Below are 15,636 nucleotides of genomic sequence, written 5' to 3'. Positions count from 1 at the left end.
TTAGTTCTTTCCCTTCCGGCAATCGCAAGGGTCCTTGCCGATCCGGTAGCGTCCGCAGTTCGGACATTTCTTCGCCGTCAGCCGCGCGCGATCACGCAGTTGACCGATCTGTTTCGCACCGGGCACCCGCAGCTTTCCGAAAAAGCCCAGCACGGCAATGAACGCAAGGAAGAGGGCGACGATCTTGACGATCAAGACAGGCCAAAACGCGCGTAGTCCGCGCGTTCCTCGATCTCGCCCAGCGCACCCTGCACTGCCTGCGCGCCCAGTCGCGGGATCAGCGGCTTGCGTGCCTCGTAGCGTTTGAAACGGGTCTTGTCGCCCAACCGCGCCTTCATCACCGGAACAAGGTGGCCGATTCCATCCGCCAGCCCTTGTTCCACCGCAGACTGGCCGATCCAGACTTCGCCGGTGAACAGGTCGGGGTTGTCGGCCAACTTGCCCGCGCGCCGCTCTTTCACCTGCGCGATAAACGTGTCGTGCAGTTGCGCCAAAAGCCGTTTCAACCGCGCGACGTCCTCTTCTTTTTCCGGCTGGAACGGATCCAGCATGCTTTTGGATGTCCCTGCGGTGTGGACCCGCCGTTCGATCCCCTGACGTTGCAGAAAAACCGGCAGGCCGAACCCGGCGGAGATCACGCCAATCGACCCGAGGATGGAACTGGGGTCGGCATGGATCTCATCTGCCGCACTGGCGATCCAGTACCCGCCCGAAGCCGCCACATCCTCGACGAAGGCCAGCACCGGCACGTCGTGTTCTTCGGCCAGCCGGCGGATCCGCGCACCGATCAACGAGCTTTGTACTGGCGATCCACCCGGGGAGTTGATCTCGAGCGCGACGACATCGGGCTTTGACTTAAAGGCCTTTTCCAGCATCGGTGCCACGGATCGGTCCGAAATGCTGGATCGTCCGGGCACGCCAATGGCGCCCTGAAGGCGCACCACCGCTACCCGCGGCACGGATTTCATGAAGGGAAGCCATCGTCTCATGGCGTGGCATGTAGAGGCGACCCCACGGACAAACAAGGCAGCCCGGGAAAAGTCGCGGCGTTGTGGTGCAATTGCCGCTTGAGATGCGCCTTTCGCGGGCAAACCAGCGGGTCGAGGCATTCAGAAAAAGCTCTGCGGGTCGATGTCGATCGCCATGCGCAGGTCCCCGGTCAGCCGAACCTGCCCGGCCCATTCCGCCAGTGCCGCTTGCAGGGCAACGCCCTTCGGGGCCTTGACCAACAAGCGTACCCTGTGTCGCCCCCGGACACGAGCGATGGGCGCAGGCGCGGGGCCCCAGACCTCGGCCCCGATACGCCGAAGCGCGGCATCGTTGCGCGCAAGGTGGTTGCCAAGGTCAAACACCTTGCCCACATCGCCCCCTGACAGGATGATACCCGCCAAACGCCCAAAGGGCGGCATCCCCGCCACGCGCCGTTCATCCGCCTCGGCCCCCCAAAAAGCCTCTTCATCGCCGGCCAGAATGGCCCGGATTACCGGATGTTCCGGCTGGTAGGTCTGCAAAACGGCCTGCCCCGGCTTGTCCGCCCGCCCGGCGCGCCCAGCCACCTGGCGCATCAACTGAAACGTGCGTTCGGCCGCGCGCAGGTCGGACCCTTGCAAGCCAAGATCCGCGTCGATCACCCCCACCAGCGTCAGCAGGGGAAAGTTATGCCCCTTTGCCACCAACTGCGTGCCTATGATGATGTCGGCACCGCCTTGGGCGATAGCCTCGATCTGGGCCTTCAGCTCGCGCGCCGTTCCGAAAAGGTCAGACGACAGCACCGCAATTCGCGCGTCGGGGAACAGCTCCTGCGCCTCTTCCGCCAGACGTTCCACCCCCGGCCCGACCGCAGCCAGCTTGCCCTCGACACCGCAGGACGGGCAGGCTTCGGGGATCGGGGCGCTTTCCCCGCACTGGTGGCAAACCAACCGCTTGAGAAACCTGTGTTCGACCATGCGAGCGTCACAATGCGGACAACCAATCTGCTGCCCGCAGGCCCGGCAGAGCGTCACAGGGGCATAGCCGCGACGGTTGATGAACAACAAGGCCTGTTCGCCCCGTTCCATCCGCATTGTCACCGACCGCTGCAAAGTCCCCGAGATCCAACGCGTCGCCGGTAACTGTTCGGCCCGCATGTCAATGGTCCGCATCTCGGGCAGCACGGCGGGCCCAAAACGCGAGGTCAGGACGATCCGCTTGTATTTGCCCGCATCCGCATTGGCCCAGCTTTCAAGCGATGGCGTGGCAGAAGCCAGCACAACCTGCGCCCCAAGGATCGAAGCCCGCAGGACCGCCATGTCCCGGGCGTTGTACAGGACACCATCCTCCTGCTTGTAAGAGGTGTCGTGTTCCTCATCGACGACAATCAGGCCAAGGTTCTGGAATGGCAGGAAAAGGGCCGAACGCGCCCCGACAACCACTTGCGCCTTGCCTTCCCCCACCATGCGCCAGACGCGGCGGCGTTCGGTCATGGTGACGCCGGAATGCCATTCGGCGGGCCGCGCGCCGAACCGCGCCTCGACCCGCGTCAGGAATTCCGCCGAAAGCGCGATTTCCGGCAAAAGTACCAGCGCCTGCCGCCCGGCCCGCAAGGCTTCGGCCACAGCTTCAAGATAGACCTCGGTCTTGCCGGAGCCGGTAACGCCTTTCAGCAAAACGGTCTCATAGCCGCCCCTGCGCTGACCTTCGCGCAGAACTTCGGCGGCGGCCGCCTGATCCTCGGTCAGTTCCTTGCCGCCATAGTCCGCATCCAGCCGCGGAAAGGCCGTGTCGCGCGGCGTGTCCTCTTCGAGGATCGCACCGCTCTTGACCAGCCCCTTTACAACAGATGTCGTCACGCCCGCTGATTCAGCCAGTTCCTTCAACGTCAGGGCCAATCCACCCATCTCGCGTGCGGCATCGATCACCCGGGTCCGGGCCTCTGTCATGCGCGATGGCTCACCCTCGCCCAGCCGATAAACTTTGCGCATCGACGGTGGATCGCCCAAACCGGGCGCCCGCGTCGCAAGGCGCAGCATCGCCGGCAAGGGCGTCAGCGTATAGGCGGCGGCCTTCTCGATAAAGCTGCGCAATTCGGTCCGCATGGGTGCCACGTCCAATACACGGTTCACCGCGCGGATCTTCGAAGCATCAAAATCGCCGCGCCCCGCGCCCCAGACGACCCCCAAAACCTTGCGCGGGCCAAGAGGCACTTCGACAAAGGCACCAAGCCAGCAACCGCCCTCTGGCGCGCGGTAATCCAGCACGCGGTCCAGAGGCTGCGTGGTCAGCACGCCCACCAGCGTGCCAGCATCAAAGAATTCCGGGGTAGTGATCGGCATGCAAAAGGGGTAAATCGCGGAGCAGGAAAGGCCAAGCCATCAAGGAGCCGCTGCCGATGAAATTCTTCGTAGATACCGCCGAGATCGACGCCATCGCCGAACTCAATGACCTTGGCATGGTGGACGGGGTCACCACCAACCCCTCGCTCATCATGAAATCCGGTCGCGACATCCTGGAAGTAACCAAGGAAATCTGTGACCTCGTTTCCGGCCCTGTGTCCGCCGAGGTTGTCGCGACAGAGGCCGACGCCATGATCGCCGAAGGCCGCAAACTGGCCGAGATCGCCGAAAACATCGCCGTGAAAGTGCCGCTGACCTGGGATGGGCTAAAGGCCTGCAAAGTGCTTTCCGACGAAGGCAAGATGGTCAATGTGACGCTCTGCTTCTCGGCCAATCAGGCCCTGCTGGCCGCCAAGGCCGGCGCAACCTTCATCTCGCCCTTCATTGGCCGTCTGGACGATCTGAACCTCGATGGATTGGAACTGATCGCCGATATCCGTGAGATCTATGACAACTACGGGTTCGAAACACAGATCCTCGCCGCCTCGATCCGTTCGGCCAACCACATGTCAGAATGCGCCAAGATTGGCGCAGACGTGGCCACCGCACCTCCGGGTGTCATCAAGGCCATGGCGAACCACGTTCTGACGGACAAGGGCCTTGCCCAGTTCCTGAAAGACGCGGAAAGCGCGGGCATCAAGATCGTCTGATCCGCGGCGAGGACGCAGTGGGGGCTCTGCCCCCACACCCCCGGAGTATTGGATCCAAGAAGAAACAGGGCGCGAGCGCCTGAGACTTCTTCTTGGTGAAAATACTCTCCCGCGAAGCGGTCTTTGGCAGGACGGGGCTGACCTATGTCGTGTGGCGCGGCCTTACCGGGTTCTAGACGTTCGGTTCGCCCTGCAAGCCCAGAAGCTTGCGGAACCCGGTCCAGTAGCCGGGGAGTTTCGGCGGTTCTTTCATGCCCGCCAGCGCCTCTTGGGCCCAAGGCGCCATTTCCCGCACCACGAACTCCCGCCCCCAGTCCAGATAGGCACCGGCGTCGTCGGGCCGCAGGCGGCAGGCAGATCCGACCAGACCAACCAGCGTTTCCGGCGGCGAATACCATTCGTCCTGAATGCCTGTCACCCGTTTCTGCATCAGCGGCCCGACCATACGCATCAGGCGGCTGTCCGAGAAGGTCAGCAGCATGCGGCCCATTTCGTCGCGCGTGTAGTCGATCAGCGGCGGAAAAGTGTCAAAGAACACGGCCTGATCGTCGATCACCGCGAAGTTGCGGATCGAGGGATGAAAGCCGATCCGGCCTTCCTGCTCGCGCGCCCAGAGCCAGAAATGGGCAATCACCTGACCGGCGGCCTCCATCATCTTGAGCGTGGAGTCCAGGTCTTCCTTCTGCATCCGCGGGCGCATCAGGCTGTTGATCGGCAGCGCCTGCTGGACGATCACCGGCACACGCGCGCCGTCGAGGTTCAACAGGTGAAACTCGGTTTCGGGCATCGGCACGCCACCTGCAAGCAGGGCCGCCACATAGTCGTCATGGCAGCGGTGCAAGCGGTCGAGCGCCGTCTGATCGCGCAATCCCCGGTAGACCTTGATGACCTTGTCGGAGAAGGGTCCGGTGTCGGGGCGGAACGGTGCGCAAAAATAGCCCAGGCGCGAGATCGTCTGGCCACGTGCCTCGGCATCGGCGCGGATCAGGCGGGAAAGTTCATCGAGATCGGTCATCTAGGGCCTCCTGAGCGCCCCCTTACCCGGTCCCGAGCCGCTCCGCCACCTCTTGCAGCAGGGCGGCGATCTCATCGCGGGCCGGGGTCTTGGCGCCTTCATGGGCGCCGCGCCCTTGCCCAAGGGCCTCGGCATAGCCGACCCGGTTGCCAAGGCTGGCAGAGGCGACTTCGGCACCGAGCCGGGTTGCGGCCTCGGCCACTTCGGCGTTCAGGCGCGTTCCCGCGCGCGTGCGGTTCATAACAAGCAAGGTGGCGCAGTTTTCCCTGGCGGCAAGATCCAGCACCCCTTCGGTCGCCCAGAGATCCACGTGGCTGACCGCCACCGGCACCACCACCAGATCGGCAACACGCAGGGCCGGGCGCAGGTCGCTGTCGGCCTTGGGCGGCGTATCGATGATGACTATGTCATTGGCGGCCGAGAGCTTGCGCACCTCATAAGAAATCCCCCAGGCCGAAGAGGTGGCGAAATCCAGCCCTTCGCAGGCCTCGGGCATGGTGTCCATCCGGGTCATGAACCATCGGCCAAGACTGCCCTGCGGGTCCAGATCGACGACGGCCACCCGCTTGCCCTGCCCGTGAAAGCCCAGCGCAAGATGCGCGGCCAGCGTTGTCTTGCCGCTGCCGCCCTTTTGCTGCGCCACCGTGATCACTCGTCCCGTCATCATGTCCCCCGAAAGAATTCGTCACGGACTGTGCACCTGCGGCAAGGTGGAATCCAGCCCCCCGCCGCAAAAGCTTCACCTTCCGTTAACCACCCTGTCCCTAGGATCGTAAACGACTGCTTAACCGATTGCCGCTTCCACGAGCCTTGCCATGCGTCCTGCCGCCGCTTTCCTGGGGGCCGTTCTGGTCACCTGCCTTGCCGCCCAGCCTGCTTTGGCGGGGGCTTGGCCGCGTAAGCAAGGCACGGGATTTGGCAGCCTGTCGATCCGGTTGGGGTGGCCGCAGGATGTCGAGACATGGACCTCGATGGATCCGACCGAAGATTATTCGACGCTGTTCTTCGAATATGGCGTGACCGACCGTCTGACCCTTGGGGTGGACATCGGTCATTCCGTCGGCGGCAGCGGAAAATCGGTCATGTTCTTTCAGTGGCCAATCCGGTCGGCGGACAGCGGCGCGCAGGCCACGGTGCAACTTGGGGTCGGGGTGATCTCGGGCGAAAAGGTTCTGCGGCCCGGGATTTCCATCGGCTGGGGGCTGGAGAAAGGGTGGCTGTCCATCGACAGCGTGGCCGAAGCCTATGTTGACAGCGGCAAGGTTGACTACAAAGTCGATCTCACGTGGGGCCGAGGCCTGCCCAAGAACCGCAAGCTGATCCTACAGATACAGACCGGTCAACCGGACGGACGTGATCCTTTCGTGCGGTTGGCCCCCTCGCTTGTGCTGCCGCTCAAAGGCCCGCTGAAAGTAGAGACCGGGGTAACATGGGGCATCACAGGCGACAGCTCCATGGGCTTGAAGCTGGGTCTGTGGACCGATTTTTGAGGGGCGCAGTTTAGGCCGACACGCCCGGTGCCGGTACGACACGCACGCCGGAAATGCGCCAGTCGCCTCCGACCTGCTCCATCCTGTATTCGACGATGAAGGAGGCGCCGCTTTCGTCTTGGATCAGGACCTGTTGCCAAAGCCCGCCGTCGAGCTGTCTCAACGTACCGAAACGCACGTCGCTGGGACGCCAGACCATCGGATAGCCGTTGCGTACCATGGCGCCAAAGTTTTCAGGCGTGCGGAACACGTTGCGAATCCCCGGACTGGCAAAGTCGAAGGCCGTCGCGAAATCGTCCTGAAGGAAGGCGTCGATCTGGCCTTGGATGATGCCTTGGATCTGCGGGTTCGGGGTCAGCGCATCCTGTGCAAAGGCCGCCCCGGACAGGCTGGCCGCAACGGCCAGCCCCAAAATCATTTTACGCATGTCGGTCTCCTCGTGGCTTTCCCAAAGGTAAGCCACGAGGCAGCTCCGTCAAATGCCGGGGCAGCGGGGCCGTTCAGCCCAGTTCGCCCGCCAATCCCTTTTCGATCAGGGAAACGGTTTCATTCACACCGTACAGCGCGATGAAACCGCCGAAACGCGGCCCCTGCGATTGACCCAGAAGCACCTCATAAAGCGCCTTGAACCAGTCCCGCAAGTTCTCGAAATCATGCGCCTTGCCCACCGCGAAGACGAGGCTTTGAAGCGTTTCGTCATCCGTCGCGCCGTCATGCGCCTTGAGTTGCGCGGCAAGATCCTGCATCGCGGCGCGTTCCTTTTCGTCGGGGGCGCGGAACACCTTGGTCGGCTTGACGAAATCCTCGTAGTACTTGACCGCGAAACCGGCCGCGGCATCCAGATCGGGATGGGTCTCCGGCGTCGCCTCGGGCGCATAGCGGTTGATGAAGGCCCACATGGCCTCTTTGTTTTCCGCATGGGCCGCCGAAGCGAGGTTCAGCAGCATCGAGAAAGGCACCACCATCTTCGACTCGGGCACGTCACCGTTGTGGATGTGGTAGACCGGGTTGTTGACCTGCGTCTTGAGATCCTGCCCCGGATAGGCCCGCAACTGCTGGTGGTATTCGTCCACCGCCTTGGGAATCACGTCAAAGAACAGACGTTTGGCGGTCTTGGGCTTCTGGAACATGAAATAGGACAGCGATTCGGTCGAGGCATAGGTCAGCCATTCGTCGATCGAGATGCCATTGCCCGAAGATTTCGAGATCTTCTGCCCCTTATCGTCGAGGAACAGTTCATAGGTGAAATGTTCCGGCGGGCGCACGCCCAACGTCCGGCAGATGCCGTCATAGATCGGCGTATTTGTGCTGTGGTCCTTGCCGTACATCTCGAAGTCGACGCCCAGCGCAGCCCAGCGGGCACCGAAATCCGGCTTCCATTGCAGCTTTACGTTGCCGCCGGTCACGGGCAGGGTCCATTCGCGGCCCGTCTCATCGTCAAAGGTGATCTCACCTTTGGCGGCATCGACGTTCTTCATCGGCACATAGAGGACGCGGCCGGTTTCGGGGTGGATCGGCAGAAAGATCGAATAGGTCTCGCGCCGCTCATCACGCAGGGATTTCAACATGATGGCCATCAGGTCATCATATTTTTCCGCCGCGCGCAGCAGGATTTCGTCGAACTGGCCGCTCTTGTAGAATTCGGTGGCCGAGATGAACTCGTACTCGAACCCGAAGGTATCGAGGAACCGCCGCAGCATGGCGTTGTTGTGGTGGCCAAAGGATTCATGCGTTTCGAACGGGTCATAGACGCTGGTCAGCGGGCGCTGAAGGTCTTCGCGCAGGCGGTCTTGGTTCGGAACGTTGCCCGGAACCTTGCGCATGCCGTCCATGTCGTCGGAAAAACAGATCAGCCGGGTCGGAATGTCCGAGATCACCTCAAAGGCGCGGCGGATCATCGTGGTCCGCGCGACCTCGCCAAAGGTGCCGATATGTGGCAGACCCGAGGGGCCATAGCCTGTCTCGAACAGCACGTAACCCTTTTCGGGCGGTGCCTTTTCATACCGTTTGAGGATCCGACGCGCCTCTTCGAAAGGCCATGCCTTTGCACTCATCGCGGCGTCGCGCAGATCGGACATTTCGTTTCTCCTTGGGGAAATGTTGCGCGCGCTTCCTATTGCCCCTCGGGGTCTGCGTCAATAAATTGCAGAGCGACCAAGCGACAGACCGAGGCCCCCATGAACGACGAAACCCATCCGCTCAGCCCGCAGGATTGCCTTGTGGCGCTGATGATCGCTGTCTCCGTCTCGGATGAGAACGTGCGGACTGTCGAACTGGTCAAGATCGACGCGGCGGTCAAGATCCTGCCGGTCTTTGCCGATTACGATGCCGACCGTGTCCGCGCCATGTCGAGCCTTGTGTTCGAACTGTTCGAACAAGAGGACGGGCTGGATGCGTTGTTCGGGCTGATCCGGGACAATCTGCCGGAACGCCTGTTTGAAACCGCCTATGCGCTGGCCTGCGATGTCGCCGCCGCCGACGGCACGCTGCAAGAGGCCGAACTGCGCCTGCTGGAAGAGATTCGCTATGAGCTGAATATCGACCGGCTACATGCCGCCGCGATCGAACGCGGTGCCCGGGCCCGTCATCTGAAACTGTGAAACTGCGTTGAATCCTCGCGAATCTGCCCCGGGCTGTTGCAGAAATCCCATAGATTTCGACGCTCTAGGCCCGTGGCGGGCAAGGTCAGGTATCCCCGACTGACCAGCGGGTAACCGCGTAGTAATGTCCTTCTAGGCATTTTTTCGCCGAAGCTGCCAAGCTTTTACCTGGAGGGACAAATGAATCGTTTTTATGCGGCCGCGCTTGGCGCGGCGATGCTCTGCCTTACCCCGCTGATGTCCATGGCGGCCCCGCTGGTGGCCAAGGTCGATGTGTCGACTCAAACCATGACCGTAATCTACAATGGCAAGGTGGCCTATCGCTGGCCCGTTTCCACCGCCCGTCAGGGCAAGCACACCCCGCGCGGCCAATGGAATGCCTACTGGCTGTCCAAGTACCACAAGTCCAGCATCTACAATAACGCGCCGATGCCTTTCGCCATCTTCTTCAACGGGGATTACGCGATCCACGGCACCGACCAGATCAGCCGCCTTGGCCGTCCCGCCTCTGCCGGTTGCGTGCGCCTGCACCCCGAACATGCGGCAGTCCTGTTCGAACTGACCCGTCAGGTCGGCAAAAAGAACATGAAGGTCGTGATCGACAACTGATCGCGAAATCTGCTGCCACGCAAAGGAAAGGCCCCGTCTGCGGGGCCTTTTCCATTTCGACGGCGCTGACTAGACCGGATCGCTTTCATAAAGCACACCCCAACGGCCAATCAGCCCCTGTTGCAGGATCTTGGCCCGACTGTTCCAACTGCGCCCGCCTTCGGGACGCTCGCGCTGATCCACGGTCAGGGCCGACCGGCGCGGCACATCGGCGGCAAAGACCGCAAAGACCAGCTCGGTGCCGTCGGGAAGGTCGATGAATCCGGCAAGACCACTGACGAAATTCAGCGTCCCGGTTTTGGCGCGCACTTTCAGCGGGTGATCCTCGACCACCTTGTAGTTGCTGTCGCGCATGGGGATGTCCTTGAGCAGCGGCTTGATCCCCATGGTCAAACGCAGTCCACGCAGACAGCCCACCATCTGGAGCGCGCTGATGCGGCTTTGGTCGCCCAACCCCGAGTGATCGACCAGCGCAAGGCCAAAGACCCCCAGCTTCTCCCGCGCCCAGAGGTTCATTTCCGCAGCCGACGCCTCTAGCGAGGCGGGGACGACTCCGGTCCGCGCCACCGTAGCGGCAAGCCCCACAACCTCGGCTGTGAGGTTCGTCGACCATTTCAGCATGTCGCGCAGGATCACGCGCAATGGCGCGCTGTCATGACGGGCCAGTTCACGGCCCTCGGGCAACGCGGAGGCAATTGTCGAGGCGCCAACCGTCACGCCATGGGCGGCCAACATGGTCTGGAACACTTCGCCCGCATAGGCTTCGGGCTTTTTGACGGGCAACCAGCGCGCACCGCCATCACCCAGCGCACGCCGGGCCACCGTCCAGTTGTCGCGCCCGATGCTGTCCTGATAGGTGTAAATCGGCGTGCTGCGGTCGATCAGGTCCATCCGCGCCATGCGCACGTCCGGCCGATGCGACGAAGACCGCGCCTGCATGGTCACGGTGTAATCCGCCCCAGCCTTGCGCCATTCGAAATGCACCCGGTTATAGTTCAGGTTCAACCCGGAAACAGAGGGGTTATAGCCCACGTGATCCGGCTGCGCGGCATCAATACCGGTCAAGGAGGGCAGCGCGCCACCCCAAACCTTCAGCCCGCCTGTGACGCCTGTCACACCCGCCGCACCGACCGCTTGCGCCAGATCAGCCAAAGCATCGGTGTCCAATGTCGGATCACCCCCGCCCGCAAGCACAAGATCGCCCTGAACGATCCCATCCTTGACCGGCCCGGTAGCGATCACACGAGTAACGAAATGATGCCCCGGCCCCAGCACATCCAGCGCGTAACCGGCCGTCACCGCCTTGGCCACGCTTGCCGGTGGCAGGGCGGCGTCAGGCGAATGCGTTTCCAGCATCTCACCGCTGCGCAGCCGCGCCACCGCAAAGCCGACCTCGCCATCCAGCGCGGCTCTTTCGATCAGCGCCTCTGCCGGCGGCTGGACAAGTTTGCGAAAATCATCGGACCGCGCAACCGGGCGTAACGATGTTTCGGGGGCACGCGCCCAAGCGGGCAAACCTGCGCCGCCAAGCGCGGCGCCTGCCGCTCCTCCCAGGAAGGCACGTCTGGAAATGCCATGCGTCATGCCGCAGATCTAAGCGAATCCCGCCCCTCCCGGCAACCGGCAACTGGCGCTTGCCGCTTCACGTTTTCCTGCCTGTTGCCCAGTGGCCCGCAGCCCGGATGGCAGAAGAACTGACATTCATCATCGGGATGTTCACGAAACACCAGCCCGGCGCCCGGGTCCGCCCCAAAGACTGCGACGCATGCGCCGGGATCCGGGCCGCGCGATAGATCCGCGCCGCCGGAGAAAACAGCGCCGCCGTGCGCAACCCCGGCCGGGCCAAAACGCCAACGGGCACCGTTTCAAGAATGCCTTGCCAATTTTCCCACCGATGGAACTGCGCCAGATTGTCGGCCCCCATCAACCAGGTAAAGCGCACATTGGGAAAGCTCTGCCGCAGTGCGATCAACGTTTCGGCGGTATAGCGCGTGCCAGAGCGTGCCTCGAAATCGCTGATTGTGATCCGGGGATCGTCAACAAGCGCCCTCGCCGCCGCGATCCGTTCAGCCAAAGGCGCGGGCGGATTGGGTTTCAGCGGATTGCCGGGACTGACCAGCCATACGACACGATCCAGCCCGAACCGTTTGAGCGCCTCGCGCGACAGATGCAGGTGCCCCGCGTGAGGCGGATCGAAAGAGCCGCCCAACAAGCCGACCCGGGAACCCGGGCGCAGGGCTTGCGCATCAACGCCCCCGCTGCGCAGAGCGATACGCCCCGGCGCGGCCAGTGGTGATTGCTGCACATTCGCCTGTGGCACGCCGCCTCCTCCCGATTGAGGCGCGCGCCAGCGCGCCGCCGATGCGGATACGCGGTTGCCCGGGGATGTGCAAGAAACCGGCATCGCGCGACCTGCCATCGGCCTTATACCGCGCGTTTTTCAGGCACAGGCAACGGCCCTGCCACCGTCGGGGACGGCTGCGGATCGACCAGGTGACCGTGCAGAGCAGTGGCCTGCGCCATGTCTTTTGCCATCTCCCCGGCCAAATCGTCGAGCCTCCGGGCGCGCTCTGCCACTGCTTCTGCCTGATTGGCGACCAGGTCTGCCAATGCGTCGCTGCGACCGGCCAGCGCAGCCACGTCACCCCGCGTATCAGCAATCGCGCGTCCGAGGGCGGCAACCAGACGAACGCCCTGATCGACCCTGTCACGCGACGCCTCGACCAGGTCCCGGATTTCGCCCGCGCGGTCCGCCGATCGTGCGGCCAAGCCGCGGACCTCTTCAGCCACAACAGCAAAACCCCGGCCGGCAGGCCCGGCCCGTGCCGCCTCGACCCCGGCATTCAGCGCCAGCAGGTTGGTCTGAAAGGCAATGTCCTCAAGCACTTCGACAACGCGACCGATCTCTTCGGTCGATGTCACGATGCTGCCCATGGCCTCGACCGCCTGTCCACGCAATTGCGCCCCTGTGGCGATCCCGTCGCGCACCAAAGTCAGGGCTGTCACGTCCTCCTTCGCCCGGACCGACGCCTCCCGCAGGTCGGTCTCTTGCGCGGAGATAGCCGTGTACAACTGCGTCACCGCTTCGATCCTTGTTTGCCCGTGTTCGACGATCCGCGCCGCTTTGACTGCCAGTTCCTCTCTCCCTGCGGTGGCCTGTTGCTGGTCGGCCCGACGCCGCGCCGCAAGCACCTGCAAACAGGTTTGAACCGCGTCAAAAGCGCGGACGACCCCGGGATCGGAAACGGACAAGGCCACGAGCCTGCCAGACGCGAGGGTTTCCAGCCCGGTTCGCAGCGCGTCCAGATCCTGTTGCTGCGCGGCCTTGGCCGGATCGTGCCGCGCCTGCGTCAGAGCGGTTTGCATCTCAGCGACCGCCCGCGACAAGGCGCCAATCTCATCCCCCGATGTCCGCTCGGGCAGATCGACCGAACCGCCCGCCGCGCTTTGCAGCACGGCAGCCTGCAACTCTGCCAGACGCCGGACGATTGCCTTGGTCGCAAACAGGGCAGCCACACAAACGATCAAGGCCTGCAACAAGGCCAACGCAACCGGCAACCAGCCCGCGCCCCCGAACCACCAGCCCGCAAAGACACCGACCAGCAGTGACAAACCCGTCGCAGGCCCCGCGACCCACAACACCAGCCACCAGCGCAGGCCAAGACAGCCTTGCCCCTGCTCTGGCCTTCCTTGCATCATCCCGACCTCTCCAGATGCCCGCCCAGCGGCGATCCATTCGTAGATGACCCCGAAATCTTTAGATCGGTTTAAGGCAAATTTTCCCGAGTTTTCGCCGCCGATTGCACCGCCCGCCCCAACGCGCTACTCCGTCACGAACATTGCGCACGCGTGACAGGAGCGGATCATGGCCTCGTATCAGTATGTTTATCACATGGATGGCGTCTCCAAGACCTATCCGGGCGGCAAGAAATGCTTTGAAAACATCCGGCTAAGCTTCCTTCCGGGCGTCAAGATCGGTGTCGTCGGCGTCAACGGCGCCGGTAAGTCGACCCTGATGAAGATCATGGCCGGCCTCGACAAGGATTTCACCGGCGAAGCATGGGCCGCCGAGGGTGCCAAGGTCGGCTATCTTCCGCAGGAACCCAAGCTGGACGAGTCGCTCAGCGTGCGCGAAAACGTCATGCTGGGCGTGGCCGAGAAAAAGGCCATTCTCGACAAGTACAACGAACTGGCCATGAACTACTCGGACGAGACCGCCGACGAGATGGCCAAGCTGCAAGACGTGATCGACAGCCAGAACCTCTGGGATCTGGACAGCCAGGTCGACGTGTCCATGGAGGCGCTGCGCTGCCCACCGGACGATGCCGATGTTTCGAGCCTGTCGGGCGGGGAACGCCGCCGCGTTGCGTTGTGCAAGCTGTTGCTTGAAGCGCCCGACATGCTGCTGCTGGACGAACCGACCAACCACCTCGACGCGGAAACCATCGCCTGGTTGCAGAACCACCTGATCGACTACAAGGGCACGATCCTGATCGTCACCCACGACCGGTATTTCCTCGACTCGATCACCGGTTGGATCCTTGAACTGGACCGTGGCCGCGGCATCCCCTACGAAGGCAACTATTCCAGCTGGCTGGAGCAGAAGGCCAAGCGGCTGGAACAGGAAGCCCGCGAGGACAAGGCCAAGCAGAAGACGCTGGAACGCGAACTGGAATGGATGCGCCAAGGCGCCAAGGCGCGTCAGGCGAAGTCCAAGGCCCGGATCAGCGCATATAACGAGCTTGCCAACCAGTCCGAACGCGAAAAGCTTTCCCGCGCGCAGATCATCATCCCCAACGGTCCGCGCCTTGGGGCCAAGGTGATCGAGGTTTCGGGCCTGAAAAAGGCCATGGGCGACAAGTTGTTGATCGAAGACCTTTCGTTCTCGCTGCCGCCGGGGGGTATCGTCGGTGTGATCGGCCCGAACGGCGCGGGTAAATCTACCCTGTTCAAGATGCTGACCGGGCACGAGAACCCCGACGCAGGCACGCTGGAATACGGCGACACGGTGAAACTGGCCTATGTGGACCAGTCCCGCGATGACCTGTCCGCTGACGAAACCGTCTGGGAGGCAATTTCCGGCGGAGCAGAGCAGATCAAGCTGGGCGATGCCGAGATGAACAGCCGCGCCTATTGCTCGGCCTTCAACTTCAAGGGCGGCGACCAGCAGAAAAAGGTTGGCCTGCTGTCCGGCGGCGAACGCAACCGCGTCCACATGGCGCGCCTGCTGAAAGAAGGCGGCAACGTCATCCTGCTCGACGAACCGACCAACGACCTAGACGTGGAAACGCTGCGGGCGCTGGAAGACGCTTTGGTCGATTTCGCGGGCTGCGCCGTGGTCATCTCGCACGACAGGTTCTTCCTCGACCGGATCTGCACGCATATCCTTGCCTTCGAGGGCGAGGCGCATGTGGAATGGTTCGAAGGCAACTTCGAAGACTACGAAGAGGACAAGAAGCGCCGCCTTGGCGCCGATGCCCTTGAACCGACCCGCCTGAAGCACAAGAAATTCACGCGCTGACACCGGAGCGGTCAGAATGAACAAGAGGATGGCGATCGGCGCAACGATCGCCATTTCGTCGATTGCGCTGATGTTCTGGGTCGGCAGCCGTTTCGAGTTGTTTGGCCAGCAGATCGACTTTTCGAAACAGCCGGCATTCTACCTTTTCTTCGGTTGTCTCTGCTCGGGCATTTTCGGCGTCCTTTACATCTATCTACCCACTCGGCTGGCGTTGAAGTTGCTGGTAATCGTCTGGGGCTTTTACCTTTTGATCTTCCTCGCAGGAAAACTCTCGCGGGGCGAAATCTAGCGGCAAAGGCAAGGAATCCTTACTTGCCAGCCGCTTGTGACGACCCTAGGTCAGCTACGTGCTTGACCGTTCGGTTCGGGCTGTCTTAACT

Annotated in this window: 16 protein-coding genes; 6 read left to right on the top strand and 10 right to left on the bottom strand. The window is 62.6% G+C overall.

The annotated features are described in order from the left end of the window. The 3 genes from KJP30_RS17760 to KJP30_RS17750 all read right to left on the bottom strand — a co-directional run bounded on the left by KJP30_RS17760 (nucleotide 1) and on the right by KJP30_RS17750 (nucleotide 3,311). On the bottom strand, nucleotides 1–195 hold the full coding sequence (locus KJP30_RS17760; protein ID WP_218450669.1) for a hypothetical protein: 195 nt from the start codon (nucleotides 193–195) through the stop codon (nucleotides 1–3). Then, nucleotides 192–989, bottom strand: a complete 798-nt coding sequence (locus KJP30_RS17755) for a S49 family peptidase (protein WP_218450668.1) — start codon at nucleotides 987–989, stop codon at nucleotides 192–194. The genes KJP30_RS17760 and KJP30_RS17755 overlap by 4 nt, the downstream gene beginning before the upstream one ends. A gap of 120 nt (nucleotides 990–1,109) precedes the next feature. Further along, nucleotides 1,110–3,311: a primosomal protein N' gene (locus KJP30_RS17750; protein WP_218450667.1), complete on the bottom strand. Its 2,202-nt coding sequence runs from the start codon at nucleotides 3,309–3,311 to the stop codon at nucleotides 1,110–1,112. Between the two features lie 56 nt (nucleotides 3,312–3,367). On the opposite strand from KJP30_RS17750, the gene fsa reads away from it, so the two are divergent. Beyond that, on the top strand, nucleotides 3,368–4,021 hold the full coding sequence (gene fsa, locus KJP30_RS17745; protein WP_218450666.1) for a fructose-6-phosphate aldolase: 654 nt from the start codon (nucleotides 3,368–3,370) through the stop codon (nucleotides 4,019–4,021). A gap of 172 nt (nucleotides 4,022–4,193) precedes the next feature. Here the strand turns inward: fsa and KJP30_RS17740 are convergent, their stop codons facing one another. Together KJP30_RS17740 and parA are read right to left on the bottom strand one after the other, a co-directional pair. After that, nucleotides 4,194–5,036 carry a DUF6206 family protein gene (locus KJP30_RS17740; protein WP_218450665.1) on the bottom strand — a complete coding sequence of 281 codons (843 nt, stop codon included), beginning with the start codon at nucleotides 5,034–5,036 and terminating at the stop codon, nucleotides 4,194–4,196. Nucleotides 5,037–5,058: 22 nt separating this feature from the next. Further along, on the bottom strand, nucleotides 5,059–5,700 hold the full coding sequence (parA, locus tag KJP30_RS17735; protein WP_218450664.1) for a ParA family partition ATPase: 642 nt from the start codon (nucleotides 5,698–5,700) through the stop codon (nucleotides 5,059–5,061). 151 nt (nucleotides 5,701–5,851) lie between these two features. Between parA and KJP30_RS17730 the strand changes: the two genes are divergently transcribed. Then, nucleotides 5,852–6,526 (top strand): hypothetical protein, encoded by a 675-nt coding sequence (locus tag KJP30_RS17730; RefSeq protein ID WP_218450663.1) that lies wholly within the window; start codon nucleotides 5,852–5,854, stop codon nucleotides 6,524–6,526. 10 nt (nucleotides 6,527–6,536) lie between these two features. On the opposite strand, the gene KJP30_RS17725 is transcribed toward KJP30_RS17730, so the two are convergent. Next, nucleotides 6,537–6,953: a DUF4864 domain-containing protein gene (locus KJP30_RS17725; protein WP_218450662.1), complete on the bottom strand. Its 417-nt coding sequence runs from the start codon at nucleotides 6,951–6,953 to the stop codon at nucleotides 6,537–6,539. Between the two features lie 73 nt (nucleotides 6,954–7,026). Then, a complete protein-coding gene (locus KJP30_RS17720; RefSeq protein WP_218450661.1) occupies nucleotides 7,027–8,604 on the bottom strand; it encodes a lysine--tRNA ligase in 1,578 nt (525 codons plus the stop codon). A 99-nt stretch (nucleotides 8,605–8,703) separates the two neighbouring features. Between KJP30_RS17720 and KJP30_RS17715 the strand changes: the two genes are divergently transcribed. After that, entirely contained in the window at nucleotides 8,704–9,126 is a 423-nt protein-coding gene (locus tag KJP30_RS17715) for a tellurite resistance TerB family protein (protein WP_218450660.1), read from the top strand. 180 nt (nucleotides 9,127–9,306) lie between these two features. After that, entirely contained in the window at nucleotides 9,307–9,735 is a 429-nt protein-coding gene (locus KJP30_RS17710) for a L,D-transpeptidase (protein ID WP_218450659.1), read from the top strand. A gap of 69 nt (nucleotides 9,736–9,804) precedes the next feature. On the opposite strand, the gene dacB is transcribed toward KJP30_RS17710, so the two are convergent. The 3 genes from dacB to KJP30_RS17695 all read right to left on the bottom strand — a co-directional run bounded on the left by dacB (nucleotide 9,805) and on the right by KJP30_RS17695 (nucleotide 13,434). Next, nucleotides 9,805–11,319 carry a D-alanyl-D-alanine carboxypeptidase/D-alanyl-D-alanine endopeptidase gene (dacB, locus tag KJP30_RS17705; protein WP_218450658.1) on the bottom strand — a complete coding sequence of 505 codons (1,515 nt, stop codon included), beginning with the start codon at nucleotides 11,317–11,319 and terminating at the stop codon, nucleotides 9,805–9,807. A gap of 58 nt (nucleotides 11,320–11,377) precedes the next feature. After that, the gene (locus KJP30_RS17700) at nucleotides 11,378–11,971 is read right to left on the bottom strand and encodes a nicotinate-nucleotide adenylyltransferase (RefSeq protein ID WP_246594636.1); all 594 of its coding nucleotides are present in this window, start codon (nucleotides 11,969–11,971) and stop codon (nucleotides 11,378–11,380) included. A 188-nt stretch (nucleotides 11,972–12,159) separates the two neighbouring features. Continuing rightward, nucleotides 12,160–13,434 carry a methyl-accepting chemotaxis protein gene (locus KJP30_RS17695; RefSeq protein WP_218450657.1) on the bottom strand — a complete coding sequence of 425 codons (1,275 nt, stop codon included), beginning with the start codon at nucleotides 13,432–13,434 and terminating at the stop codon, nucleotides 12,160–12,162. A gap of 166 nt (nucleotides 13,435–13,600) precedes the next feature. Between KJP30_RS17695 and ettA the strand changes: the two genes are divergently transcribed. Further along, entirely contained in the window at nucleotides 13,601–15,256 is a 1,656-nt protein-coding gene (gene ettA, locus KJP30_RS17690) for an energy-dependent translational throttle protein EttA (protein WP_218450656.1), read from the top strand. A gap of 16 nt (nucleotides 15,257–15,272) precedes the next feature. Further along, nucleotides 15,273–15,545, top strand: a complete 273-nt coding sequence (locus tag KJP30_RS17685; RefSeq protein ID WP_218450655.1) for a hypothetical protein — start codon at nucleotides 15,273–15,275, stop codon at nucleotides 15,543–15,545. The last annotated feature ends 91 nt before the right edge of the window (nucleotides 15,546–15,636 follow it).

Source organism: Antarctobacter sediminis, from assembly GCF_019218285.1.
Lineage (GTDB): Bacteria > Pseudomonadota > Alphaproteobacteria > Rhodobacterales > Rhodobacteraceae > Antarctobacter > Antarctobacter sediminis.
This window is presented reverse-complemented; position numbering and strand designations above follow the sequence as displayed.

Excerpts from the sequence above, each read along its gene's own strand:
- KJP30_RS17695 (WP_218450657.1), bottom strand. The coding sequence starts at position 13,434 with ATGATGCAAGGAAGGCCAGAGCAGGGGCAAGGCTGTCTTGGCCTGCGC.
- ettA (WP_218450656.1), top strand. The coding sequence starts at position 13,601 with ATGGCCTCGTATCAGTATGTTTATCACATGGATGGCGTCTCCAAGACC.
- KJP30_RS17740 (WP_218450665.1), bottom strand. The coding sequence starts at position 5,036 with ATGACCGATCTCGATGAACTTTCCCGCCTGATCCGCGCCGATGCCGAG.
- KJP30_RS17715 (WP_218450660.1), top strand. The coding sequence starts at position 8,704 with ATGAACGACGAAACCCATCCGCTCAGCCCGCAGGATTGCCTTGTGGCG.
- fsa (WP_218450666.1), top strand. The coding sequence starts at position 3,368 with ATGAAATTCTTCGTAGATACCGCCGAGATCGACGCCATCGCCGAACTC.
- KJP30_RS17750 (WP_218450667.1), bottom strand. The coding sequence starts at position 3,311 with ATGCCGATCACTACCCCGGAATTCTTTGATGCTGGCACGCTGGTGGGC.
- KJP30_RS17725 (WP_218450662.1), bottom strand. The coding sequence starts at position 6,953 with ATGCGTAAAATGATTTTGGGGCTGGCCGTTGCGGCCAGCCTGTCCGGG.
- KJP30_RS17755 (WP_218450668.1), bottom strand. The coding sequence starts at position 989 with ATGAGACGATGGCTTCCCTTCATGAAATCCGTGCCGCGGGTAGCGGTG.
- parA (WP_218450664.1), bottom strand. The coding sequence starts at position 5,700 with ATGACGGGACGAGTGATCACGGTGGCGCAGCAAAAGGGCGGCAGCGGC.
- KJP30_RS17720 (WP_218450661.1), bottom strand. The coding sequence starts at position 8,604 with ATGTCCGATCTGCGCGACGCCGCGATGAGTGCAAAGGCATGGCCTTTC.
- KJP30_RS17730 (WP_218450663.1), top strand. The coding sequence starts at position 5,852 with ATGCGTCCTGCCGCCGCTTTCCTGGGGGCCGTTCTGGTCACCTGCCTT.
- KJP30_RS17710 (WP_218450659.1), top strand. The coding sequence starts at position 9,307 with ATGAATCGTTTTTATGCGGCCGCGCTTGGCGCGGCGATGCTCTGCCTT.
- dacB (WP_218450658.1), bottom strand. The coding sequence starts at position 11,319 with ATGACGCATGGCATTTCCAGACGTGCCTTCCTGGGAGGAGCGGCAGGC.
- KJP30_RS17685 (WP_218450655.1), top strand. The coding sequence starts at position 15,273 with ATGAACAAGAGGATGGCGATCGGCGCAACGATCGCCATTTCGTCGATT.